The organism is Nonomuraea sp. N2-4H (assembly GCF_045291505.1).
In the GTDB taxonomy this organism is placed as follows: Bacteria; Actinomycetota; Actinomycetes; order Streptosporangiales; family Streptosporangiaceae; genus Nonomuraea; species Nonomuraea fastidiosa.
In genome coordinates this window covers 3,025,886-3,049,746 of sequence record NZ_CP147987.1, presented here as the reverse complement: position 1 = coordinate 3,049,746, position 23,861 = coordinate 3,025,886, and the positions used below count along the sequence as shown (strand labels likewise).

Annotated in this window: 18 protein-coding genes; 12 read left to right on the top strand and 6 right to left on the bottom strand. The window is 72.6% G+C overall.

What is annotated here, in order from left to right; genetic code table 11:
* Positions 1 to 56 precede the first annotated feature (56 nt).
* On the bottom strand, positions 57 to 3,674 hold the full coding sequence (locus tag WBK31_RS13970) for a LamG-like jellyroll fold domain-containing protein (RefSeq protein ID WP_406674973.1): 3,618 nt from the start codon (positions 3,672 to 3,674) through the stop codon (positions 57 to 59).
* Positions 3,675 to 4,054: 380 nt separating this feature from the next.
* Here WBK31_RS13970 and WBK31_RS13965 point away from each other — a divergent pair, with 380 nt between their 5' ends.
* From WBK31_RS13965 to WBK31_RS13935, 7 genes are all read left to right on the top strand, one after another.
* The gene (locus WBK31_RS13965) at positions 4,055 to 5,083 is read left to right on the top strand and encodes a LacI family DNA-binding transcriptional regulator (protein WP_378789252.1); all 1,029 of its coding nucleotides are present in this window, start codon (positions 4,055 to 4,057) and stop codon (positions 5,081 to 5,083) included.
* A gap of 64 nt (positions 5,084 to 5,147) precedes the next feature.
* Complete coding sequence (locus WBK31_RS13960) at positions 5,148 to 6,419, top strand: extracellular solute-binding protein (protein WP_364050402.1); 1,272 nt, start codon at positions 5,148 to 5,150, stop codon at positions 6,417 to 6,419.
* A gap of 7 nt (positions 6,420 to 6,426) precedes the next feature.
* Positions 6,427 to 7,371 carry a sugar ABC transporter permease gene (locus tag WBK31_RS13955; protein WP_364050399.1) on the top strand — a complete coding sequence of 315 codons (945 nt, stop codon included), beginning with the start codon at positions 6,427 to 6,429 and terminating at the stop codon, positions 7,369 to 7,371.
* Positions 7,368 to 8,201 carry a carbohydrate ABC transporter permease gene (locus tag WBK31_RS13950; RefSeq protein ID WP_406674972.1) on the top strand — a complete coding sequence of 278 codons (834 nt, stop codon included), beginning with the start codon at positions 7,368 to 7,370 and terminating at the stop codon, positions 8,199 to 8,201. Before WBK31_RS13955 ends, WBK31_RS13950 begins: the two co-directional genes overlap by 4 nt.
* 18 nt (positions 8,202 to 8,219) lie before the next feature.
* Positions 8,220 to 10,145, top strand: a complete 1,926-nt coding sequence (locus WBK31_RS13945) for a glycoside hydrolase family 127 protein (RefSeq protein ID WP_406674971.1) — start codon at positions 8,220 to 8,222, stop codon at positions 10,143 to 10,145.
* A 5-nt stretch (positions 10,146 to 10,150) separates the two neighbouring features.
* The gene (locus WBK31_RS13940) at positions 10,151 to 11,848 is read left to right on the top strand and encodes a hypothetical protein (protein ID WP_406674970.1); all 1,698 of its coding nucleotides are present in this window, start codon (positions 10,151 to 10,153) and stop codon (positions 11,846 to 11,848) included.
* Between the two features lie 355 nt (positions 11,849 to 12,203).
* Positions 12,204 to 14,165 carry a SpoIIE family protein phosphatase gene (locus WBK31_RS13935; RefSeq protein ID WP_364050387.1) on the top strand — a complete coding sequence of 654 codons (1,962 nt, stop codon included), beginning with the start codon at positions 12,204 to 12,206 and terminating at the stop codon, positions 14,163 to 14,165.
* A 58-nt stretch (positions 14,166 to 14,223) separates the two neighbouring features.
* Here the strand turns inward: WBK31_RS13935 and WBK31_RS13930 are convergent, their stop codons facing one another.
* Positions 14,224 to 14,985 (bottom strand): class I SAM-dependent methyltransferase, encoded by a 762-nt coding sequence (locus WBK31_RS13930; RefSeq protein ID WP_364050384.1) that lies wholly within the window; start codon positions 14,983 to 14,985, stop codon positions 14,224 to 14,226.
* Positions 14,986 to 15,146: 161 nt separating this feature from the next.
* Here WBK31_RS13930 and WBK31_RS13925 point away from each other — a divergent pair, with 161 nt between their 5' ends.
* Both WBK31_RS13925 and WBK31_RS13920 read left to right on the top strand, forming a co-directional pair.
* Positions 15,147 to 15,998, top strand: a complete 852-nt coding sequence (locus WBK31_RS13925) for a helix-turn-helix domain-containing protein (RefSeq protein ID WP_406674969.1) — start codon at positions 15,147 to 15,149, stop codon at positions 15,996 to 15,998.
* 286 nt (positions 15,999 to 16,284) lie between these two features.
* Positions 16,285 to 17,445 carry an erythromycin esterase family protein gene (locus WBK31_RS13920; RefSeq protein WP_406674968.1) on the top strand — a complete coding sequence of 387 codons (1,161 nt, stop codon included), beginning with the start codon at positions 16,285 to 16,287 and terminating at the stop codon, positions 17,443 to 17,445.
* A gap of 326 nt (positions 17,446 to 17,771) precedes the next feature.
* Here the strand turns inward: WBK31_RS13920 and WBK31_RS13915 are convergent, their stop codons facing one another.
* The 4 genes from WBK31_RS13915 to crcB (WBK31_RS13900) all read right to left on the bottom strand — a co-directional run bounded on the left by WBK31_RS13915 (position 17,772) and on the right by crcB (WBK31_RS13900) (position 21,353).
* Entirely contained in the window at positions 17,772 to 19,598 is a 1,827-nt protein-coding gene (locus WBK31_RS13915) for a cytochrome c oxidase assembly protein (RefSeq protein ID WP_406674967.1), read from the bottom strand.
* A 263-nt stretch (positions 19,599 to 19,861) separates the two neighbouring features.
* Positions 19,862 to 20,215 (bottom strand): fluoride efflux transporter CrcB, encoded by a 354-nt coding sequence (gene crcB, locus WBK31_RS13910; RefSeq protein WP_378789262.1) that lies wholly within the window; start codon positions 20,213 to 20,215, stop codon positions 19,862 to 19,864.
* Complete coding sequence (locus WBK31_RS13905; RefSeq protein ID WP_364050369.1) at positions 20,212 to 20,580, bottom strand: DUF190 domain-containing protein; 369 nt, start codon at positions 20,578 to 20,580, stop codon at positions 20,212 to 20,214. Before WBK31_RS13905 ends, crcB (WBK31_RS13910) begins: the two co-directional genes overlap by 4 nt.
* The gene (gene crcB, locus WBK31_RS13900; RefSeq protein ID WP_364050366.1) at positions 20,577 to 21,353 is read right to left on the bottom strand and encodes a fluoride efflux transporter CrcB; all 777 of its coding nucleotides are present in this window, start codon (positions 21,351 to 21,353) and stop codon (positions 20,577 to 20,579) included. The genes WBK31_RS13905 and crcB (WBK31_RS13900) overlap by 4 nt, the downstream gene beginning before the upstream one ends.
* Before the next feature lie 426 nt (positions 21,354 to 21,779).
* Here crcB (WBK31_RS13900) and WBK31_RS13895 point away from each other — a divergent pair, with 426 nt between their 5' ends.
* The 3 genes from WBK31_RS13895 to WBK31_RS13885 all read left to right on the top strand — a co-directional run bounded on the left by WBK31_RS13895 (position 21,780) and on the right by WBK31_RS13885 (position 23,855).
* Entirely contained in the window at positions 21,780 to 22,142 is a 363-nt protein-coding gene (locus tag WBK31_RS13895) for a DUF190 domain-containing protein (protein ID WP_364050363.1), read from the top strand.
* A gap of 246 nt (positions 22,143 to 22,388) precedes the next feature.
* Positions 22,389 to 22,721, top strand: a complete 333-nt coding sequence (locus WBK31_RS13890; RefSeq protein ID WP_364050360.1) for a YnfA family protein — start codon at positions 22,389 to 22,391, stop codon at positions 22,719 to 22,721.
* Positions 22,722 to 22,811: 90 nt separating this feature from the next.
* A complete protein-coding gene (locus WBK31_RS13885) occupies positions 22,812 to 23,855 on the top strand; it encodes an alpha/beta fold hydrolase (RefSeq protein ID WP_406674966.1) in 1,044 nt (347 codons plus the stop codon).
* Positions 23,856 to 23,861 lie beyond the last annotated feature (6 nt).

Below are 23,861 nucleotides of genomic sequence, written 5' to 3'. Positions count from 1 at the left end.
GGGCCGCCCGCGCGGATGGCGGGCGGCCCTCGCAGACCGGCCTCTGGAAACCGCTGTCAGCGGCTGTAAGGGGCGATGGTGATCTTGTCGATGACCGGCGCGTACTGCGAGCGCAGCAGGATTCCCGGCCAGGTGTCGGAGGCGTAGCTGTCGCCGTCGAAGTTCGGCAGCTCCTCGCTGGCGAACGCGATCGTGTTGGTCCCCTTCTTCAGCCGCACCGGGACGGTCAGCTCCCAGAAGTTGTTCTCGTGGAAGGTGTGCGGGAACGACACGCGCTGAGCTTCGCCGCCGTTGACGGTGATGTCGGCGTGCCGGGCCAGCGGGTCGGGGTTGTAGTGGGTGGCGGGCGACTGCTCGGGGTTGGAGTAGCGCACCCGCATCGCGTACGTGCCGGCGGCGTCGGCGCGCACGGTGAAGGTGAGCGTGTTGGCGTTGCCCGGACGCCCGCCGACGCCGGTGACGGCGGCCCCGCCGTCGGCCTGGCTGAGCGAGGCGACCTCGGCGGTACCGGCCCGCTGCGCCGACTCGGCCTGGTAGGCGGTCCCGGGCAGCGCCTTCGCGTCCGGCCGCACGTCGAGCCGGTCGATGACCGCCTTGCCCGAGCGCCCGGTGACGGTGACCTTGTTGACGCCGCCCGACAGCGACACCGTGGCGGCGGCGTGGCCGCGCGTGGCGTCGCCGAGCACCTCGATGCCGTTGACGGCCACCTTCGCGGTGCCGGAGAGCAGCTTGAGGTCGAGGATGGAGGCGGCGTCGCGCGCCGAGTACACCCAGAACGTCGCCGTCTCGCCGCGCGCCAGCACCGCGCCGCCCGAGCCGGACACCTTGCCGCCCTTCACGTCGTACGCGGTGCGCCCGCCGCTCAGCTCGGCCAGCTCGGCCTCGTAGATCGCGGTGCCCGCCGCCGGGTTGGGCAGCCGCAGCACGATCCGGTCGACGATGGCGTCTCCCGTGGTGGCCCGCTCGCCGTCGAGGCTGCGCGCGGCCAGCGAGATGACGTGCCGCCCGGCGGTGAGCCGCACCGTGGTGTCGGCGTGGTCCCAGACCACCCACTTGTAGCCGAGCGGCAGGAACAGCTCCTGCTCCGCTCCCCCGTCCACGCGGACGAAGACGTTCGTGGGGCCCTGCTCGCGTACCGCGTCGTAGGTGTTGAGCGAGTTGGCGAAGACGCTCAGGTCGTAGTCCCCGGTCTCGGGCACCTCGACAGTGAAGTCGAGAACGACGTCGGAGCCGGTGCGCAGCCCGCCGACGTCGTAGCCGCCGGAGGTGTAGAACTTCGACACGTCCGACGGGGAGCCCTCAGGGCCGTTGCGGCTGTAGCCGGTGCCGCTGTGGGCGGCGTCCTCGGCCTCGTACGAGCCCTCCCACAGGTGCGGCGCGGGCGCGGTCACGGTGCCGGTCCCGGCCGGGGAGAGCACGATCTCGTACGCCGACGACTCGGTCAGCTTCGGCAGGTCACCGGCGCCGAAGTCGAGCACCACGGCGCCGCCGGAGACGGGCAGGTCGCGCTCGGCGACGACGCGCGGCTGCGGCGAGTCGCCGATCTGCCCGGTCCACGGGATCTCCCTGATCCAGGCGTGGACCTTGCCGCCGAACACCTCGCCCGGCACGTTCTCGAAACGGATGTGCCCGGCGCTGCTCGCGCCGCCGATGATCGCACGGGCCTGCCGCCTGGCCTCGTCCAGCGTGGCCACGCCCTGCAGCGTGTAGTTCTGGCCGGGGTAGGGCGGGGTGACGGCCACGGTGTGCCCGCTCATCTGCCCGTAGGCGTGCAGCAGCCACCACTGGCCGTTGCCGCGGTTGGCCTGCACGGCCGAGTCGCTGAGGTTGCCGTCGATGTTCCAGTACGCGATGTCGGCATCCACCTTCGACTCCTCGAAGGCGGAGATCCACTGGATCATCTGGCCGGGCACCGAGGTGTGGTAGTTGAACGCGTATTCGTTGATGTTGATCGGCAGCTTCCTGCCTTCGTGCTCAGTGCCGTCGAAGACCTCGGCCTCCATCGCGCGGTAGCGCTTGACGCTCTCGCGCACCTGCTCGGGGTGGCTGAGCTCGTGCCAGGTCATGACGTCGGGCACGGTGCCCGCCTCGACGGTGTGCTCCAGGAAGCCCTTGACCTGGGAGTAGAGCACGCTGGTGTTGGGTCCCGCGATGCGGGCCGAGGGCAGCTTGCCCTTGATGAGCCGGTAGAAGTCGTCCCACGCCCTGAAGTAGTCGGTGGGGTCGCTGAGCCAGCTCACGCCGTTGTAGCTCCACTCGCCGGTGCCGAACATGTTGCCCTCGGGCTCGTTGAACGGCACGAACACGATGTGCTCGCGGTACTTCGGCTCCAGCTTCAGCACCTGATCCACCTGCTTTGCGATCTTCTCCCGGTACGTGGCGAGCTTCTCCTCGGGGGTGTCGCCCGGCCACTGGTAGGGGAAGCCGCGGTGGATGTCGGTCATGTAGATGTACACGTCGCCGCCGGTGCTGTCGGCGAGCGGCTTGACCACCTCCAGCGCGTCGGCGCCGGGGTGCTGCGGGCCGTCCTGCGCCTTGGTGGAGACCGTGCGCAGCTTCATGCCCTCGATGAGGTTGTTGGTCGGCACCCCCGGGCCGTAGAGGCCGTAGAGCGTGCCGGACGCGCCGCCGTGGAAGGGGCCGGTGTCCTTGGCCAGGTCGATGACCATCTGGCCCTCCCGGACCACGGTGACCTTGGCGGTGACGGGCCGCCCGGCCGCCGTGCCGTTGACGGTGAACGTGCCGGTGGAGGCGTAGTCGCCGGGGTCCACGGGATCCCAGGTGATGGGGACGTCGCGGTCGTAGCCGTCGGAGAAGGCGGCGCGGACCGCGGGCGGCAGGGCCGGCGCGGTGCCGACGACCGTGCGCACCTCGAAGGTGTCCCTGCTCAGCTCGCCCGGCTCGGGTGCGGGGCCCGCCAGCTCGGCGACCTGCTCGGCGGTGAGCGCCGCGCCGTAGATGCGGAAGTCGTCCACGGCGCCGTCGAACAGCGGGTCCGGGTAGAACGAGCGGCCGATGAACCCGGCGAAGGTGGTGGCGTCGTCCACGAGCTGACCGGCCGTGATCGTGGTCGGCGCGGAGGCGACGGCGGCGCCGTCGAGGTAGGTGGTGACGCGCTTCGCGGCCGTGTCGAGGGTGACGGTCAGCGTCTTCCAGGCGTTCGCGGGCAGCGGCGCGTAGCCGGTGACCTGCGCCTCCCCGCCGCCGCCCGAGGTGGTGACCGCCGTGCGCAGCCGGCCGTCACCGTTGTACGGGGTGCTGAACAGGTAGCGGACGTTGTCCTTGCCGAGCGCGTAGATCCACTGCCAGGGGGCGGTGGTGCCGTCCCACTTGACGCGGGCGGACACGGTGAGATCGGTCCTGCCCTTGATCGCTTCCAGGGGCAGCTTGACGTAGGCGCCGTCCGAGGTGGGCGCGCCGCCGGGCAGGCTGAGCGCGTGCCCGCCGGACGCGCCGTCCACCAGCTCGGCGGTGCCGGCGTTGACCAGCTCGCCGTCCAGGCCGTTGCCGGAGGAGTCGGTGACGGTGCCGCTGGTGACGTCGTCGGCGTCGAACTCGTAGACGAGCACGGGCTCCGGGACGGCGGCGTTCGAGGGGGTGGCGGTTAACGGCAGGGCGAGCGAGGCCGGGAGCAGCCCGGCGCACAACGCCCTGGTCAGGCGCGGGAATGGCATGCGTACGTCCCTGGGGATGTGAGCGCTAACAGAGCCGAGGGAGCTTCAGCGCAACGCGACCGCAGGGTTACGGGTACGTTACGCAGCCCCGGCCGCGTCCGTCAACGCCCCAGCTCGGAAGCCCACCGGCGCACCGACCCATATTTCCGGCATGTCACGATTCGGTATCGCCGCCCTGGCTCCTCCTTGACGGCCGCCGTGCGGCGGAGCAACAGTCGAGCCACATCGTTCGAACCGGTTCGCCTCCTTCGGTGACCGCCGGAGGCCGCGACCGCGGTCTCCCCTGCCCCGATTCCCTGAAGAAGGCGAGCCCGGAGCGACGATGCGAGGGAGCACCGCAACGCGACCGTCGAACCGGTTCGACGAATCTGGAGGTGAGAGTGGCGACGATCGGAGACGTGGCCCGGGAGGCCGGGGTGAGCCGCAGCACGGCGTCGTACGCGCTGTCGGGCAAGCGGCCCATCTCGGAGGAGGTGCGCCGGCGCGTGCTGGCCGCCGCCGAGGCGCTGGCGTACACGCCGAACGCGGGTGCCCGCGCCCTCGCCACCGCCCAGACCAAGGTCCTCGGTCTGCTCGCCCAGTTCCACGAGGACGAGTTCGCGCCCGCGATGATGCAGTACATCCTGGGCGTCACCAACACCGCACGCGACCTGGGCTACGACACGCTGCTGGTCACCGAGGCCGACGGCGTGCGCGCACTGCGGCGCATCACCGACTCGCGCATGGTCGACGGCGTCGTGCTGATGAACATCGCACAGGACGACGCCCGGCTGCCCATCCTGCGCGCCGCGCCGCAGCCCGGCGCGCTGGTCGGTCTGCCCGGCGACTGCTCGGGGCTCGACGTGTTCGACCTGGACTTCGAGGAGGCCGGCCGGGTGATGGTGAATCACCTGCACCGGCTCGGCCACCGCGAGCTGATCCTCATCTCGCAGCCGGAGCACGTGGTGGAGCGGGGCGGCGCGTACGTGTGGCGCCTGCGCGACGCCGCGCTGGAGCGCGCCCGGGCGCTCGGCGTCACCCTGCACGCCGTCTACGGCGAGTCGCGGCAGCCCGCCGTGGGCCGCCTGCTGCACGACCTGCTCGACAGATATCCGGCCGCGACCGGCCTGCTGATCAACAACGAGGCGGCCGCGGCGGCGCTGCCCTCGGTCACCTACGAGCGTGGGCTGCGGGTGCCCGGCGACCTGTCGGTCATCGGGCGCTATTCCGCCGAGTTCGCCGCGACGTTCTCGCTGCCCTACTCCTCCATCGAGAGCGCGCCCGACCGGCTCGGCGCCATGGCGGTGCGCCAGCTCGTGCGCCGCGTGGAGTCGGCGCAGGCCAGGCGGGAGCCGTTCGTGGTGCGCTTCATCTCGCCCGAGCTGGTCGACCGGGGCAGCACCGCTCCCCCGCGCCCCCACTCCCCCTGACCACCCGCTCACCCCCCATCAGTCCGGCACGCTCCCAATGTGAGCGTTAACATTGGAGGAATCGATGAACCGTCCGTCAGTGTCCGCCAGGGCGGCGGTCTTCGGAACCGCGGTCCTGGCGCTGTCCGCCCTCACCGCCTGCGCGTCCGCCCCGCAGGGCGGCTCCGGCTCGGCCACGGGGTCGGGCTCGGGCGGCGCGTACACGTGGTGGGACCCGTACCCGCAGCACGACAAGTCCTCCGCCTGGGCCGGACGGGTGAACGCCTGCGGCGAGAAGGCCGGCGTGACCATCGAGCGCACCGCCTACGACACGACCGCGCTGACCAACCAGGCCCTGCTCGCGGGCCAGGAGGGCAACGCGCCGGACGTCATCCTGCTCGACAACCCGGCCGTCTCGACGCTCGCGGACGCCGGGATGCTCACCACCATGGCCGACTTCGGCCTCGACACCTCGCGTTTCGACAAGAACCTGATCGCGGCCGGCGAGCTGGACGGCAAGACGTACGGCATCCCGATCGGCGCCAACACGCTCGCCCTCTACTACAACAAGAAGATCCTCGACGAGGCCGGCGTGGACCCTGACTCGATCAAGGACTGGGCCACGCTGGACGCCGCGCTGAAGAAGGTGAAGGCGGCCGGCAAGAAGCCGATCACGTTCGCCGCCATCGGCACCGAGGAGGGCTCGTTCCAGTTCCTGCCGTGGTTCTGGGGCGCGGGCGCGCAGCTCACCGCGCTGGACTCGCCGCAGGCCGTCGAGGCGCTGGACCTGTGGACGTCGTGGGTCAAGAGCGGAATCGCCCCCAACTCGGTCATCAGCAACTCCCAGAACACCACCTGGGAGGAGTTCCTGACCGGCGAGTTCGCCTTCGCCGAGAACGGCACCTGGCAGATCGACAGCGCCAGGAAGGCCGAGTTCCCGACCGGCGTCGTGCAGATCCCCGCCAAGAACGGCGGCGTCGCCCCCACCCCCACCGGCGGCGAGTTCATCACCGTCCCGGTGCAGAAGGACACCTCGCGCTACGAGGTCACCAAGAAGATCCTCGAGTGCATGACCACGCCCGAGGGGCTGGTGGAGACCGGTAAGACGTTCGCGTACTACATCCCCTCCACCGCCGAAGGGCAGCAGCAGATCCTCGACGCCGAGCCGAGCCTGAAGCCGTGGGTGGACGCGGTCCGCACCGCCAAGGGCCGCACCAGCGACAACCTCGGCACCGACTACCCGAAGATCTCCGAGGCGCTGTGGACCGGCGTGCAGAAGGCGCTGAGCGGCGCGGCCAGCCCCGCGGACGCGCTCAAGCAGGCGCAGGCCCAGGCGAAGCAGGCGACCGGCGGCTGAGCGGCTCATGATCTCGCAGTCGCACACCCGGACGGGCGCCGTCCGCGGGGCGGCGCACGCCGCCTCCCGCGGGCGGCGGACGGGGCGCTGGACGGCCGCCGCCTTCCTCGCCCCGCTCATCGTCTACCTGCTCGTCTTCTACGCCTATCCGCTCTACCGCAACATCGACCTCAGCCTGCACGACTACACGCCGCGGGCGTTCATCCAGGGCGACGCGGAGTTCACCGGCCTGGACAACTACCGCGCGATCCTGTCCGACGACACCTTCCTGCGGGCGCTGCGCAACACCGCCGTCTTCACGCTGGCCTCCATCGCCGCGCAGTACGCGATCGGCCTGGCTTTGGCGGTCTTCTTCCACCGCAACTTCCGCCTGTCGGGAGTGCTGCGGGCGCTGTTCCTGGTGCCGTGGCTGCTGCCGCTGATCGTCTCGGCCTCCACCTGGTCGTGGCTGCTCAACAGCGACAACGGCATCGTGAACGCGGCGCTGCAGGCGTTCGGCATCGGCCAGATCAACTGGCTGACCTCGCCGGGCACCTCGCTGCTCGCGGTCACCATCGCCAACATCTGGCTTGGCGTGCCGTTCAACCTGGTGATCCTCTACGCGGGGCTGCAGAACATCCCCTCCGACCTGTACGAGGCCGCCGGGCTCGACGGGGCCGGGCCGTGGCAGCGCTTCACCCGCATCACGTTCCCGCTGCTGCGGCCGGTGTCGCTGATCACGCTGCTGCTCGGGCTGATCTACACGCTGAAGGTCGTCGACATCATCTGGATCATGACGCGGGGCGGCCCCGCCGACGCCTCGACGACGCTGGCCATCTGGTCGTACCGGGAGGCGTTCGGCACCGGCCAGCCCGACTTCTCGCCCGCGGCGGCCGTCGGCAACCTGCTCATCCTCATCGCGTTCGTCGCCGGGCTCGCGCACGTGCGCCTGCAGAGGGAGGAGACCGCATGAAGACCCGCCATGTGAAGACCGCCAGGAGCGGCTGGAAGACGGCGCTGGGCGTCGTGCTGGCGGGCGTGATGCTCTTCCCCGTCTACTGGATGGTCAACGTCTCGCTCACCAAGACCCGCGACCTGCGCGCCGACCCGCCGCACTGGTTCCCGTGGAACCCCACCTTCGAGGGGTACGCCGACGCGCTCGGCCAGCAGCTTCCCGCGCTGGCGACGAGCCTGTTAATCGGCCTCGGCACGGTCGTCGTGACCCTGGTGGTGTCGCTGCCGGCCGGGTTCGCCCTCGCCAGGCTGCGGCCGCGCGGCACCCGCCTGCTCGACTTCCTGCTGCTGGCCGCGCAGATGATCCCCGCCGTGGTGATGGCCATGGGCTTCTACGCCGTCTACCTGCGGCTGGGGCTGCTCAACACCGTCTGGGGCCTGATCGTGGCCGACTCGACGCTGGCCGTGCCGTTCGGAGTGCTGCTGTTCCGCGCGTTCATGGCGGGCATTCCCGCCGAGGTGCTGGCGGCGGCGCAGATCGACGGGGCCAGCACATGGCGGGCGTTCCGCTCGATCGTGCTGCCGCTCAGCCGCAACTCCGTGATCACCGTGTCGCTGTTCGCGTTCCTGTGGGCGTGGTCGGACTTCATCTTCGCCTCCACGCTCAACCGCAGCAGCGACGTCATCCCGATCACGCTCGGCATCTTCCGCTACATCGGCAACAACACCACGCAATGGAACTCGATCATGGCGACCGCCGTGATCGCGTCGCTGCCCGCGGCGGTCCTGCTCGTCCTCGCGCAGCGGTACATCGCCGCCGGGGTCACCGCGGGCGCCGTCAAGGACTGACAGAAAGGTACACGCCGTATGACCAGCCCCGTGCTGCCCTCCCACGGCCGGGTGCGCCCCCTCGGGCTCGCGCAGGTCTCGCTCACCGGCGGGTTCTGGGGCGAACGCCAGGCCGTGAACGCCACGGCGACCCTCGCCCACTGCGAGTCGTGGATGGAGCGCCTCGGCTGGCTCGCCAACTTCGACCGGGTCGCCGACGGCACCACCGGGCCCGACCGGCCCGGCTGGTCGTTCTCCGACTCGGAGGTCTACAAGCTGCTGGAGGCGCTGTCCTGGGAGAGCGCCCGCTCGGGCGCCCCGGAGGCGGAAGCGGCCATCAAGCGGCTGACCGCCCGCATCGCCCGCGCCCAGGACCCGGACGGCTACCTCAACACCTGCTTCGGCCATCCGGGACGGCCGCCCCGCTACAGCGACCTGGAGATGGGGCACGAGCTGTACAACACCGGCCACCTGCTGCAGGCCGCCGTGGCCCGGCTGCGCACCGCGGGCGAGGACGACCTGGTGCGCATCGCCCGGCGGGCCGCCGACCACGTGTGCCGCGCGTTCGGGCCCGGCGGGATCGACGGCGTGTGCGGGCATCCGGAGATCGAGGTCGGCCTCGCCGAGTTCGGCCGCGCGCTCGGCGAGCCGCGCTACGTCGAGCAGGCCAGGCTGTTCATCGAGCGGCGCGGCCACGGCAGGCTGAAGGACATCCCGCTCGGCCGCGCGTACTTCCAGGACGACATCCCCGTACGCGAGGCCGAGGTGTGGCGCGGCCACGCGGTGCGGGCGCTCTACCTGGCCGCCGCGGCGGTGGACGTCGCGGTCGAGACCGGCGACGGCGAGCTGCTGGATGCCGTGCGGCGGCAGTGGGAGCGCTCGGTCGCGCGGCGCACGTACATCACCGGCGGCATGGGCTCGCGCCACCAGGACGAGGGCTTCGGCGAGGACTGGGAGCTGCCGCCCGACCGCGCCTACTGCGAGACCTGCGCCGGCGTCGCCTCGATCATGGTGTCCTGGCGGCTCTACCTGGCCACCGGCGAGGTCCGCTACGCCGACCTCATCGAGCGCACGCTCTACAACGTCGTCGCGGTCTCGCCCAGCGCCGACGGGCGGGCGTTCTTCTACGCCAACCCGCTGCACCAGCGCGCCGCCGGGCGGCCCGCCGACCCCGACGAGGTGAGCCCGCGCGCCGAGGCGGGCGAGCGGGCGGCGTGGTTCGACGTGTCCTGCTGCCCGACGAACGTCGCCCGCACCCTGGCCGGCCTGCACGGCTACCTCGCCACCAGCGACGACGACGGCCTGCAGCTGCTGCAGTACGCCTCCTGCCGCATCCGCGCCGAGCTGCCCGGCGGGCCGCCGGTGGCGGTGGACGTCGAGACCGCCTACCCCGGCGGCGGCACCGTCCGCGTCCGCGTCGTGGACGGCTCGGACCGGCCGTGGACGCTCTCCCTGCGCGTGCCCGCCTGGGCCTCCGGGGCCACGCTCACCGAGGGCGGGCGCACCCGGCCGGTCGAGCCGGGCTTTGTGCGGGTGCGGCGGGCGTTCGCCGCCGGTGCGGAGATCGTGCTGGAGCTGCCGGTGACGCCCCGCTTCACCTGGCCGGATCCGCGCATCGACGCCGTACGCGGCTGCGTCGCGGTCGAGCGCGGCCCCGAGGTGTTGTGCGTCGAGTCGCACGACCTGCCGGACCCCGGCCTGCTCGACACCCTCGTCATCGATCCCGGCTCCGCGCCGCGCGCCGTCGAGGGCGGCGCGCTCGTCCGCGGCCGGGCCCGCGCCTTCCCCGACGCCCCCTGGTCGTACCGGGACCGGCCCGTGGACGGCGACGGCGGCGACTGGTTCGACGTGCCGCTGCGGCCCTACCACGGGTGGGCGCGGCGCGGCCCGGCCGCCATGCGGATCTTCCTGCCCCTCGCCACCGACCTGCGCCCCTCGCACCCCCCGATACAGGAAGGAGCCTGACCCCCATGGCCCGAACGCTCACCGCGCTCGCCTTAGCTTTGGTCACCACGGCCGCCACCGTGGTGACCGGAGCAACCCCCGCCGCGGCGGCCGGCGCGACGCTCACCGTCGACGTCTCCCGGCCGTTCCGGCCCGTCACCCACGCCGCCACCGGCGGGCTCTACGGCCTGGCGGAGAACAACCGCCCCGCCGACTCGACCCTGCTGCCGCTCAGGGTCAACTCGCTCACCCAGCCCGCGCCCGGCGTCGGCCAGCGCCCCAACGGCCAGCCGCCCGGCGGCGACTCCCTGCTCATCGCCCCGCAGGCCGACCGCGTCGGAGCCGGGCAGTACATCCGGATGCCCGACATCTACCCCGACTTCCCCTACCGGTGGGTGAGCTGGAACGACTGGCTCGCCAAAGTCGACACCATGGTCAGGGCCCGGCTGGCGGCCACCACCGTCACCAACGTCCTGGCCTGGGAGCTGTGGAACGAGCCCGACTACACCTGGAACACCTCCGCCGCGGGGCCGTTCAACGAGGGCTGGGTGCGCACCTACCGGGCGGTGCGCGCGCTCGACCCGCTCACCCCGATCGTCGGCCCCAGCACCGCCACCTACAGCCGCTCCTGGATGCAGTCGTTCCTCACCCACGCCCGCGACACCGGAACGCTGCCCGACATCATCTGCTGGCACGAGCTGCAGAACCCCGACAGGATCGCCGCCGACATCGCCGACTACCGCAACCTGGAGGCGTCCCTGGGCATCAGCCCGCGCCGCCTGTCGATCAACGAGTACGCCGCGCCCTCCGAGGTGGACGTGCCCGGCAGGATCGCCAGCTACGTCGCCAAGCTGGAGCGCGGCGGCGTCGAGTCGGCGCACCGGGCCTTCTGGTACGAGTACGGCACCATGAACGGCCTGGTCACCGGCAACTCCCAGCCGACCGGCACGTGGTGGCTGTACAAGTGGTACGGCGACATGGCCGGGAACATGGTCACGACCACCACCACCTCGTCCGGCCTCGACGGCTTCGCCGCCTACGACCCCACGCGCAAAGTCGTCAACGTCGTCTTCGGCAACGAGTCCGGCACCAACACCGTCAACCTCACCGGCATCGGCGCGCTCGGCTCAAGCGTGCGCGTCACGCTGCTGTCCACGCCGTCCAGCGGCCGCTTCACCGCCGTCTCCGCGCCCACCGTGGTCTCCACCACCACCCGGCAGGTCAGTGACGGGCGGCTCAGCGTGTCCGTGCCCGACATGGTCGCGACCAGCGCCTACCAGCTCCTCGTCGAGCCGGTCTCGGGCGTTCCCGCCTACCAGCAGCGCTACGAGGCCGAGAACGCCTCCGTCTTCCGCGCCCAGCGGCTCACCTCCTCCAGCGCCTCGGGCGGCGGGTACGTGGGGCGGATCGACAACTCCGGCACCCCGCGTACCGACAGCTACGTGGACTTCGTGGTGAACGTGCCGAGCGCACGGACGTACACGCTGACCATCGGCTACGCCAACGCCACCGGGGCGACCGCCACGCAGGGGCTCGCCTACAACGGCGGGCCGTGGACCACGGTCAGCTACCCGCCGACGCCGTCGTGGGGCCAGTTCGGCGCCACGGTCAGCACCACGGTGTCCTTGCGCGCCGGGTACAACGTGATCCGCCTGGCCAAGGGGTCGCCGTACTTCTCCGGCGGCACCGGGTACGCCGAGCTGGACTACATCGAACTCACCTGACCGACCGGCGATGACCCGCCGCGTGCGCCGGGGAAGACCCGGCGCACGCGGCACCCCCCGGGACCGCGCCACCATCCGCCGCGCACGGTGCCCCAGCACCGCGCCCCGTCCGGCGCGTCCGGCCCGCAGGACCGTGCCCCGCCCCGATCCCACGCGTGCCGCACGCAGAACCGCGTCCCGCCCCGGGGGGCCACACGCGAGACGGCGCCACAGGGGACGGGGCGACGCGGGACAGGGCGACGCGGGACAGGGCGACGCGGGACGGGGCGGCACCGGACGGCGCGGCTCCGGACGGCGGATCCATTTGCGCAGGTAAAGTGGCATATTTACAGCTTTGACGGGATATGGATGCCTCATGGGCACACCCGCGAGCCGCCCCAGCAGGGAGCCGGCGGTCGTCACGATCGACATCGAAGGCGCCGTGACGGGCTGGAGCAGCACCGCCGAGGACCTGCTCGGCATCCCGCTCCAGACGGCGCTCGGCCGCGAGCTGGCGCAACTCCTCTTCCCCGCATCCCCGCAAGCGGACAGGCGCGAAGGCCTGCTGGAGATCCGCAACCCTGAGGGCGGGCGCGTCTTCGTCCGCCTCGACGGCGCGCCGCCGGACGAGCCCCGCGCCCCGGCCGCCGAGCTGCCCGCCATGCGCCCCTTCCTGGAGCCGCTGCTCAACCGCACCCCCATGGCGATCGCAATCTGGGACACCGACCTGCGCTGCGTCTGGCGCAACAGGGCCGCGCAGGCGTTGCAGCACGTGTTCCCCTACTACCAGGTCGGCCGCCGCCTCTCGGACCCCGAGCCGGGCCTGGACGCCCGCGCCGCCCGCGAGGCGATGCTGCAGGTGCTCGCCGACGGCGTACCGCAGATCGACCGCGAGGCGCACTGGACGTCGCCGGGCCGCCACGACGAGCACAAGCTGTCCACCTCGTTCTTCCGGCTCGACGACGAGCACGGCCGCCCGGTCGGCCTGTGCTCGATGGTGCTGGACATCGGACACAGCCACCCCCGCGACCGGCTGACCCTGCTGCACGAGGCCAGCATCAGCGTCGGCAGCACGCTCGACGTCCGCCGCACCGCGCAGGAGCTGGCCGACCTGGCGGTGCCGGCGCTGGCCGACTACGTCACCGTGGACCTGGCCGAGGCGGTGCTGCCCGGTGTCGAGCCCCTGCAGCGGCTGGAGGCGACCGAGATGCGCGTGCCCGCCTTCTACCGGGCGGGCGTGGCCTCCATCCACGACGGGCTGCCGGAGTCGCTGTGGGAGCGGGGCGAGGCGGTGTTCGTGCCGCCGTCGTCGCCGTTCACCGCCGTGCTGGCATCGGGCCGCTCCCACTTCGAGCCGTTCCTGAACACCGCGCCGGGCACCTGGCTCGACCAGGACCCCGACCGGGCCAGGATCATCCACGCCGTCGGCATGCACTCGCTGATCATCGTGCCGCTCAAAGCGCGCGGCGACATCCTCGGTGTCGCGGTGTTCGTCCGGACCGACAACCGGGTGCCGTTCACCACGAGCGACCTCGGGCTCGCCGAAGGGCTCGGCGCCAGAGCCGCGCTGAGCCTGGACAACGCCCGCCAGTACACCCGCGAGCGCACCGCCGCCCTGGCGTTGCAGCGCAACATGCTGCCGCCGCGCCTGATCGGCATCGACTCGGTCGATCTGGCCTCCCGCTACCTGCCGTCCGACGTGCACGACGTGGGCGGCGACTGGTACGACGCGATCCCGCTGCCGGACGGCCGGCTCGCGCTGGTGGTCGGCGACGTGACCGGCCACGGCATCCACGCGGCGGCCACCATGGGGCGGCTGCGGATGGCGGTGCGCACGCTCGCATACGTGGACCAGCCGCCCTGCGCGCTGCTCGGCCGCCTCGACGACCTGCTGATCCGGCTCGCCGACGAGAACTCCGACCCGCCGGGGACACGCCTCGGCATGGCCGGCGCCACCTGCCTGTACGTCGTCTACAACCCGGCCACCGGACGCTGCCGGCTGGCCTCGGCCGGGCATCCGCCGCCCGCCGTCGTGCACCCCGACGGCCGCGTCTCCTTCCCGCGCCCGCCCACCGGCACGCCGATCGGCCTCGGGTTCGGCGGGTTCGACTCGATCGAGGTGGACCTGCCGCCGAACAGCAGGATCGTCCTCTACACCGACGGCCTGATCGAGACCAGGGAGGCCGACATCGAGGCGGGCATCGACCGGCTCGGCACAGCCCTAGAGGCGGCCGCCGCGCTGCCGCTCGAACGATTCTGCGACGCGGTGGTGCGGACGATGGCGGGCGAGAGCGCCGAGGACGACGTCGCCCTGCTCGCCGCCCGCATCCGCGCATGACGCCCGTGCGCGCCTGACGCCCGCCCCGCGTGCTCGCGACCCGCGCGTCTCCCCCTGGTCAGCCGATACGGCGGGCCAGGTGGACGGTGAGGTCGCCGCTCAGCTCCACGGTCTCGGGCAGCACCTCGAGGATGCGGCCCAGCACCTGCTCGCGCCGCTCGTCCGGCAGCATCAGGTACGCCGACACCGTGGACAGGTGACCGGCGTAGTCACGGGCGCTCAGCACGACACGCCGCGGGATCACCTCCTGCCGCACGTCGCGGAACCACTCCGACCGTTCAAGCTCGCTGCCCGGCCACTGCATGGGCGCGTCGGACGGCGTGCCGTCGGGGGCCGGGATCGTGTCGTCGGCGATGAACGGCCTCCTCGCCTCGGTCACGGCCTCCTCCAGCGCCGGATCGCACAGCCGCAGCGGCCCGCCGACCGAGGCGAACACGCCGCCCGGCTCCAGCAGCGCGGCCATGCGCGACCAGCGCTCGCTCGGGTCCGTCCAGTGCAGCGCCGCCGCCGCGTACACCAGCGGGTACGTCTCGCCCGGCCGCAGGTCCTCGAACGCGGCCCGCACGGTGGTGACGTTCGCCGGTACGTGCTTGCGCAGCTCGGCGAGCATCGCAGGGTCGGGGTCGGTCGCGGTGACGGCGACGCCGTGGCGGGCGAAGAGCCGCGTGGCCTTGCCGGTCCCCGCCCCGATCTCCAGCGCCGTCGTGACCGGCCTGCCGGCGTACGCCATGACCAGGTCGGCAAGCTCGTCCGGGTAGCCGGGCCGGAAGCGTTCGTAGGCGGCGGCGATCATGCCGAAGCTCAGGGCGCGTTGCGACATGCCGAGCATCCTGGCACGCGCAGATCACGTCCGGGGAATCGCGCGCGAGACCAGGGACGTCGCAACGGCCGCCGACCCGCCCAGGAGCCAGGCCGAAGACGGGCCATCGGGCAGGTCCGGGTGGCCGCTCCGGCCGTGATGCCCGGACGTACGATGTCGGCGTGCGTTCGGCGGAACCGGTTCGCGGGCCGCGGTGGGACATCGTGGTCCCGTCGCGACCTGTCCGCCTGCCGGGGCTGGCGATGGCGGGGTTCAGCGACCACGCCAACGAGTACCACGAGCTCGCGCTGGTGCCCCATCCCGCGGTGACGGTCCTCATCGAGCTGGGCGAGCCGTCGTTCGTCATCGAGGACGATCTCGGCGCACGAGAGAGCGGGCGCGTCGTCTCCGGCCTCGCCCCCAACGGCGTACGGGGGCGGGGACTCACCAAGGAGACCTCCTGCCTCCAGCTGCGCCTGACGCCGCTGCTCGCCCACGAGCTGCTGGGCGCGTCGCCGGAGCTGGGCGGCGCTGTGGTCTCCCTCGACGACCTGTGGGGACGCGATGCCGTACGTCTCCAGGAACGCCTGACCGCCGCCCCGACGTGGGAGGAGCGGTTCGCGATCGCCGAGTCAGCGCTGATCAGGCGGCGCGAGGACGCCCGCAGGACGGTGGACCCGGAGGTGGCGCACTGCTGGCGGCGGATGGTGGCCCGCCGGGGGCGGATCCGCGTGGAGCGGCTCGGCGACGAGGTCGGCTGGAGCCGCAAGCGGCTGTGGTCGCGGTTCCGCGCGCAGGCCGGGCTCACGCCCAAGCGGGTGGCCAGGCTCATCCGCTTCGACCACGCCGTGCACCGGCTGGCCGCCGGGCAGGATGCCGCCTCGGTGGCGGCCGACAGCGGCTACGCCGACCAGTCGCACCTGCACCGGGACGTGGTGGCGTTCAGCGGGATGACCCCGGCGGCGGTGGCGGCCACGCCGTTCCTCTCGGTGGACGACGTCGCCTGGCCCGACCGCGACCGCCTCCCCACCTGACCACGCCGGGCACGGCGTCGGTGAAGGCACCCGTGACGCCGTGCGCGATCGCGGCACCCATCGCCCCGGTGGCCAGACGCGCGCCCACTGCGGGCGCGCGCGGGCACGCGCACCTCGAGACGGCGGCCGTCTCGAGATCGGGCGACCACGATGACCCGCTGCGGATAGCGGACGCGCCCGGATGCCGAACCGACCACCTGAACTCCACGATTGAGACTTTGGCTGAAGAGTCCGGCCTGTTCGTCAGCTAAGTTCACACCGGAGATTCAACGATACCGTTGAGGGCATGGACATCAAGGACACAGCGCACCCCCTCGACGGCGCGGCCCTGTCGGCGTTCCTCGACTCCCTGCCCTCCCGCCCCCGCCTGCTCGGCCTCGGCGAGGCCACCCACCGCGTGAAGGAGCTGCGCGCGCTGCGCAACGAGCTCTTCCCCCACCTCGTCGAGCACGAGGGCTACCGCGCGATCGCCCTTGAGATCGACTGCCTCAAAGCGCGCATCGTGGACGACTACGTCACCACCGGCAAGGGCAGCCTCGACGAGGTCATGGAGCACGGCTTCAGCCACGGCTTCGGCGCCATGTCCGGCAACCGCGACCTGGTCCAGTGGATGCGCGCCTACAACGAGGAGCACGACGCGAAGCTGCGCTTCTTCGGCTTCGACGGCCCGCTCGAATACTGGGCGCGCAGCCCGCGCGAGGCGCTGACCGGCCTGTACGACCTCCTCCACGAGCCCCTCCCCTGCACCCGCGAGACCCTCGACTCGCTGCTCGGCGCCGACGAGCGCTGGGAGGACGAGGAGTCGGCCATGAATCCCGCCCGCTCCATCGGCCGCTCCCCCGAGGCCGTCGAGCTGCGGATCATCGCCGACGACCTGGCCGCCTGCCTCGACATGCAGGCGCCGCAGCTCAGCGCCGAGGAGCGCGAGCAGGCCGAGCTGTACGCCCGCACCGCCACCGGCCTGCTCCGCTACCACTACTGGCTGGCCGACGACTCGCCCGCCCGCTGGGGCCGCCTGTCGGCCCTGCGCGACGCGATGATGGCCGCCAACCTCGTCGCCATCGCCGAGCGGCACGGCCCCGCCCTGCTCTTCTCCCACAACCTGCACCTGCAGCGCAACGAGGCCCACATGCGGTTCGGCGACGAGGTGCTGCGCTGGTCGAGTGCCGGCGCGATCGCCGGCACCCGGCTCGGCGACGGCTACGCCTTCCTGGCCTCGGCACTCGGCACGGTCTCCGGCGACGCCCCCGCCCCCGGCACCGTGGAGGGCCTGATGGCCGCCCTCCCCTGGGACCGCTGCCTCCTCGACGGCGCCGAACTCGCCGCCGCCGTATCCGGCCTGAGCCCGCGTGTCTCGTCCGACTTCGCGTACTTCCCCCTCGACCCCGCCCACATCGCCGTGACCGACGGCGTCTACTTCGTCCGGGAGACCACCGACGAGACGTGACGCCCGCGCGCAGGGCTCGTCCCCAGCGGATACCGGGATTCCTCCGCATCCACCATGGCGAAGGACGACTACGAACGCATCCGCAAGGAAATCGAGGCGGCGCCGGGGCCGAGGTTGCCCGTGTCGCGGCTGCCGGACTGCCCCGACCGGTCGGCCCCGACATTCAAGGCTCTCGCCGCTTATGAGCAGCGGACCGACGACGTTCTGTGGCCGGAGCCGACGCCTTTACAAAGGAGATCCGATACGCCCTGCCGCATGGGAGCAGATGCTGGGCACGGCGCCGTACACCGTGTTCGACGCCTGGTCCCACGCGGCGGGCTGAACGCTCACCCCCTCTCGGACGACCTGCTGGGGCCCAGGAGCCGGACGACCGGTGCGAGCGCGAGCAGCGGCACGATCAAGAAGACCGCGCCGGCCAGGTACTGGTCGGTGATGAGGTCGGGGGCGTCGTGCGGCCTGGCCAGCGCGAACCACCGCGCCGCGACCGGCGACCCGAGCAGCAGGTACGCCCCCACTCCCACGTACGTCAGGCCCGCCACCGCGGCGAGCCCGCGACGCCAGGCGGGCGGCACCGCGGGCCGGTCCGCGCCCACCAGCACCCAGGCCGTCGCCAGGCCCACGCCGAGGAACAGCAGTTCGGTGACCAGATGCTCGGCGTAGCCGGTGAGCGACCAGGTCAGCCAGTCCGTGCCGTACAGCAAGAACGCTAGAGCGGGCCAGGCGGTGGCCAGCAGGGCGAGGACGCGAGGGCTCGACGAAACCCCGCCGAGCGGCCGGGACATCGCCCGCGCGGCCGGCGTCATGGGCGCCCCGGCGGCCAGCAGCAGCGGCACGGCCAGCGCCAGCACGGCGTGTTGCAGCGCCTGCGCCGACACCATCGCCCGCGCGTACCCGCTCACCCCGCCGATCAGCACCAGCGCGGCCAGGGCAAGACCGGCGTACCAGGCGGCGGTGCGGGCGCGCGGCCAGCCGGGCACCCGGCGCGTCCAGATCAGGTACGCGGCGGCGGGCAGCGCGAGCAGCAGCACGAGCAGCGGGTCCAGCCGCACCTCGGTGAGCAGCGCGGCCGGGGAGAAGGGCGCGAGCGCGTACTCCAGCGCCGGATGGGCGTGACCCCCGGCGTCGCCGCCCGCCGGTGGCGGGGTACGTGCGAGGCCGACCGCCAGCCCCATCGCCACCGCCATCACGACCAGTTCGCCCGCCGCCAGCCGGACGAACGTCCTGCGCACCCCGCGATCGGCGACGCCGCCGACCGTGCGGCGGCGATGGGTCCAGCCGAACCATCCGAGCACCGCCAGCGTGGCGACCTTGGCGAGGAGGAGCAGCCCGTACGGGGTCTGCCACAGGTCGGACGGCGTGCCGAGCCGCACCCAGCCGCTGACCGCGCCGGAGAACGCGACGGCGGCGAAGCAGCACAGCGCGACCGCGCTGAAGCGCCGCAGCACCACCGGCAGGTCACGCGAGCGGCGGAAGTGCACCAGCACCGCGCCGAGCCCGCCGACCCACGTCGCCATCGCCGCCAGGTGCACCATCAGCCCGGACACGGCGAGGTCGTGGTCGCCGGCGGAGGCGGCGTGGCCGACGTACGCGGGAGGCAGCAGCCCCGCCACCGCGAGCACCAAGGGCAGCCAGCGCGGCAGGCGGGGTGCCATCGTCGCCGTCGCCACCACGAACGTGATCGCCACCACCAGCAGCAACGCCCGCGTCTGCGGCAGCCCCGCCCCGAACCCGAGCATCCCCGGCTCGGCCAGCAGGTTCGCCACCGGCATCGGGATGAAGCTGGACAACGTCAGCAGGTAGGTGAGCAGCGAGCAGAACGCCCAGCCCAGCGCCCACCATCCGGCCGCGCGCAGGCACCGCTCGCGTTCCGGCGCGGCGGCCGGGGCCAGAACGCAGGCCGCGAGCAACGTGCCCACGCAGGCGGCCGCGCACAGCTCGTACGCCAGCCGGGCCAGCGGCAGCCCCCACTCGGTGACCGGGCCCGCCGTCGGCAACCCGGCGATCCGCGGGGTGCCCGCTCCGCCGCCGAACCGCAGCGCCGCCACCAGCACCAGCGCGCCCGTTCCGACGAACGCGCCGGCGACCAGCGCCGGGTACCAGCGCGCGCTGCGCCGCGCACCCGGCCGCGCGTCCACCCTTAAGGAAACCGCCATCTACGCTCCTGCCGCCGCTGAGAGGCCACCCGCGGCTCCCGCCGGCCGCGTGTACACGGGTACGCACGGCCCGCGCCTCCGGTTCACCCACCGACGGCCACGCCTCGCAGGCGACGAGGGCGGCGGCCGGCCGCGCCGGCCCGGCCGCCCCAGGCGGCAGCGGCAGGCAGGCCGTGCGCCGCGGCGCTGGGCCGGGTGCCCGCCACGCCGCTGTCAGAGGGAGAGACGGGGGTGGCGCGGCCGGTGCTAGCCAGGCCCCCGTTTCACAGCAGCCCGCCCAGCAGGTAGCCGGCCAGCGCGGCGGCGATGCCGGCGGCCAGGCTGCCCAGGGCGTTGAGCCCGGCTTGGGCCAGGGAGCCTTCTTCAAGCAGGCGCAGCGTTTCGAAGCCGAAGGTGGAGAACGTGGTCAGCGCGCCGCAGAAGCCGGTGCCGGCCAGGGCGAGCAGGCCGGGCGGGGCAGTGGCGAGCAGGATGCCGAGCAGCAGCGAGCCGATCAGGTTGACGGCCAGGGTGCCGAAGGGGAAGACGCTGTCGTGGCGGGATTGGATGGAGCGATCCAGCACGTACCGGATCGGGGCGCCGAGGACGCCGCCGGCGAAGACGAGCAGCAGCGTCATGCCCGCTCCCGGCCCTCACCGGCGCGCGGTCCCGGGCGGCCGGCGTAGCGGTGGACCTCGACCTCGTCCATGATGACCAGCCCCTCGGTGACCAGCTCATCCAGCTGGGTGACGAAGTCGTCGATCTTCTCCGCGGCATCGACGATGACGATCGCGATGGGCAGGTCCTCCGACAGGGACAGGATGCGGCTGGTGTGGATGAGGGAGGAGGCGCCGAAGCCCTCGACGCCGCGGAAGACGCTGGCGCCGGCCAGCCCGGCCGCGTGGGCGCGGCGGACGATCTCGCCGCACAGCGGGCGGTGCTCGTAGTGGTCGTCCTCGCCGATGAGGATGGTCAGCCGGACGGCGCTGCCGTGCGGTCTCATGCGGTTCCTCCTGCCTGCCGGGTACGGCGGGTGCGGGTCAAGCGGCGGGCGGCGGCCATGCCGCACCAGACGGCGACCAGGCCCGCGACCAGGCTGTCCAGGGCGTAGGAGCCGGCCGGCGCCCAGTGCCCGCCCTGGGCAAGGTGGACGATCTCGCTGGTGTAGGCGGAGAAGGTGGTGAAGCCGCCGAGCACGCCGACGCCGAGGAAGGGCCGCACGTAGCGGCCGGCTGGCCAGACCTCCAGCACGAACACCATCAGCGCGCCGAGCAGCAGGCAGCCGGCCACGTTGGTGACGAAGGTGGCCCACGGGAAGCCGCCCGCCGGGGTGGGCAGCGCCTGGGCGAGCAGGTAGCGGGCGCTGCTGCCGAGGCCGCCGCCCAGCCCGATCACGGCCAGGATGACGGCGGTGCGGGCGCGGTGGCGGGCCGGCCGGACGGCGAAGACGTCCCGCGCCTGCTGCTCGTCCTGCTCCCTGGCGAGGGTGAAGCCGGCGTCGGTGGGCATCGGCGGGCCAGGATGGTCCTGGCCTGGTGTCACAGAGGTCATGGTCGTGTGGAGTCTTCCTTCATCGACGATGAGGACCGAGCAGTGTGCGCGCCGGCTGACGCGTTCGGTGGTGCTGCCGATCAGGCGACCCCACAGCCGGGAGTGACCGCTGCGGCCGAGCACGATCAGGCCGACGTGGCAGGCTTCGGCGGCGGCCAGGATCTCGTGGGCGGGGTGCCCGGCCCGGATCCGGGTGGCCAGGTGCCGCGTGTCGCCCAGCGCCACCCCGGCGACGATCGATGATGGACACCGGCAGCCCGGCCTCGACCGAGATCATGCCGCCGATCAGGATGGTCATCGCGAGCGCGGCGGCGACGAACAGCGAACTGCCCATTGGATCCGTTCCCCTTCCCGGACGCGCTGAGGTGCGGCCAGGAAGCCATCAGCCGCATCCGGCGGTTCGAACCCTCACGCGACGTGCTGCTCGCGGGGGCTCCGGCGGGATCCATCGCCGCCTACGAGTATAGGCGCGCCGCTTCCCCGCACCACCACAAGGGCGCACTCTGACCTGAGGGACGCATCCCGGCAGCCGACCGGGCTGCCATAAGGCGACCCATTGGCGTCATTTCGCGCCAGGCGGGCAAGGTCTCATGAGAAAGGCACAGCCCCTGCCGAGGGCGGGCGGTGAGGTCTTAGGCGAAGGAGCGTGCCATGAGGCTCGAAGGCAGCGCCTGCCGGCTGACCGTGATCGTGGGCGAGCGCGACCAGTACCACCACCGGCCCCTGTTCACCGAGATCGTGCACCGCGCCAAGCAGGCCGGCCTGGGCGGCGCCAGCGTCTTTCGCGGCCTGGAGGGCTTCGGCGCCTCCTCCCTCATCCACACCGGCCACCTGTGGCACCTCAGCGACGACCTGCCGATCGCCATCATCATCGTCGACGCCGAACCCAAGATCCGTGACTTCCTGCAGGCGCTCGACGATCTGGTCACCGGCGGCCTGGTCATCACCGACCGCGTCCAGGTACGCCGCTACCTGCCCGGCCCCGCACCCACCGGCGGCCCCACCCGATCGTGACAGGGGCACGGCGGATGACGGGCCACGGGTCGCGGCGGGCGGTGCAGCAACCGCGCGAGGGGCTCTGCGGACCCAGCCGCCGTACAAGCTCGGCCTGGTCCGCGCCGGTCTCCGCTCGGACCGCGTCCACACCCACCCGCTCAGCGATCAGCGGCGGCGCGATGGAACGCCTGACGGCCGAGGGGCTGCGGATCATCACCGCCCCCGAGCATTGAGCGCCGCCCCGCATGCGGTGTACTACCTGCCATGACCGTCCTGCGCTCGCTGCTGCTGTTCGCTCTCGCCGCGCTCGCCGAGATCGGCGGCGCCTGGCTGGTCTGGCAGGGCGTGCGGGAGCAGCGCGGCCTGCTGTGGGTGGCAGCGGGCATCATCGCGCTCGGCCTGTACGGCTTCGTCGCGACCTTCCAGCCGGATCCGAACTTCGGCCGCATCCTGGCCGCCTACGGCGGGGTGTTCGTGGCGGGCTCGCTGGCCTGGGGCGTCGTGGTGGACGGCTTCCGCCCGGACCGCTGGGACGTCATCGGCGCGCTGATCTGCCTGGTGGGTGTGCTCGTCATCATGTACGCGCCGCGCGGCTGACCGCCCGGTACTCATATCCGTACCGGATGAATGACCTCCGATCAGGCGCACAATCGGCTCGCGTGACCGCGCGGGCGGCAGGCTGGCGGCATGCTGAAGGTGATCCTCTCGCTTGTCCTGGCCGTCACGACCCTGTCCGCACCAGCCCACGAGGTGGTGCGCAAGGACTGGAAGGTTCGCGGCCAGGCCGGGCGGCTCGGCGTGCGCGAGGTCCGGCGCGACGGCCCGGCGCGGGGCCGTCCTGTGCTGCTGCTGCACGGTGCGCGGGTGCCCGGCATACCGTCCTTCGACCTGCCGGTACGCGGCGGGTCGCTGGCGGCGGACCTGGCGCGCCGCGGGCATCGGGTGTTCGTCATGGACGCGCGCGGCTACGGCACGTCCGACCGGCCGGCTTCGTTCGACGAGCCCGCCTCGGCGAACCCGCCGGCGGTCACCGGCGAGGAGGTGGTGGACGACATCGCGTCGGTCGTCGAGTGGCTGCGCAAGACGACGGGCCAGCAGCGGGTCGGCATCGTCGGCTGGGCGACCGGCGGGCACTGGGCCGCCTGGTACGCGAGCGAGCACCCGTCCCGCGTCGAGAGCCTGGTGCTGTACAACAGCCTGTACGGCGAGCTGGACGACCATCCGACGCTCGGCCGCGGCTCGCAGTGGGAGGATCCGGATCGGCCCGGCCACTTCGACGACGCCCGGCACGGCGCGTATCGGCTGTCGACCGGCCCGAGCCTGCTGACGAGCTGGGATGCGAGCATCCCGGTCGAGGACAAGACGAAGTGGCGCGATCCGCAGGTGGCCGCCGCGTACGCCGAGCACGCCCTGGCGAGCGACCCGACGTCCGGCGACCGCGAGCCGCCCAGCTTCCGGGCACCCACCGGCGCCATGAAGGACAGCTTCTACCTGGCCACCGGGCACAAGCTCTGGGACGCTTCCAAGATCACCGCTCGGACGCTCGTGATGCGCAGCGAGTACGACTTCTGGTCACGCGAAGGCGACGTCTCCACGCTCGTCGCGGACCTGGACAACGCCCGGGACGTGCGCGCCGTACGGCTGGACGAGGCGACGCACTTCGCGCACCTCGACCGGGCCGAGCGCGGCAGGGACCGGCTGATCGGCGAGATCACCCGCTGGCTCACGTGAAAGCGC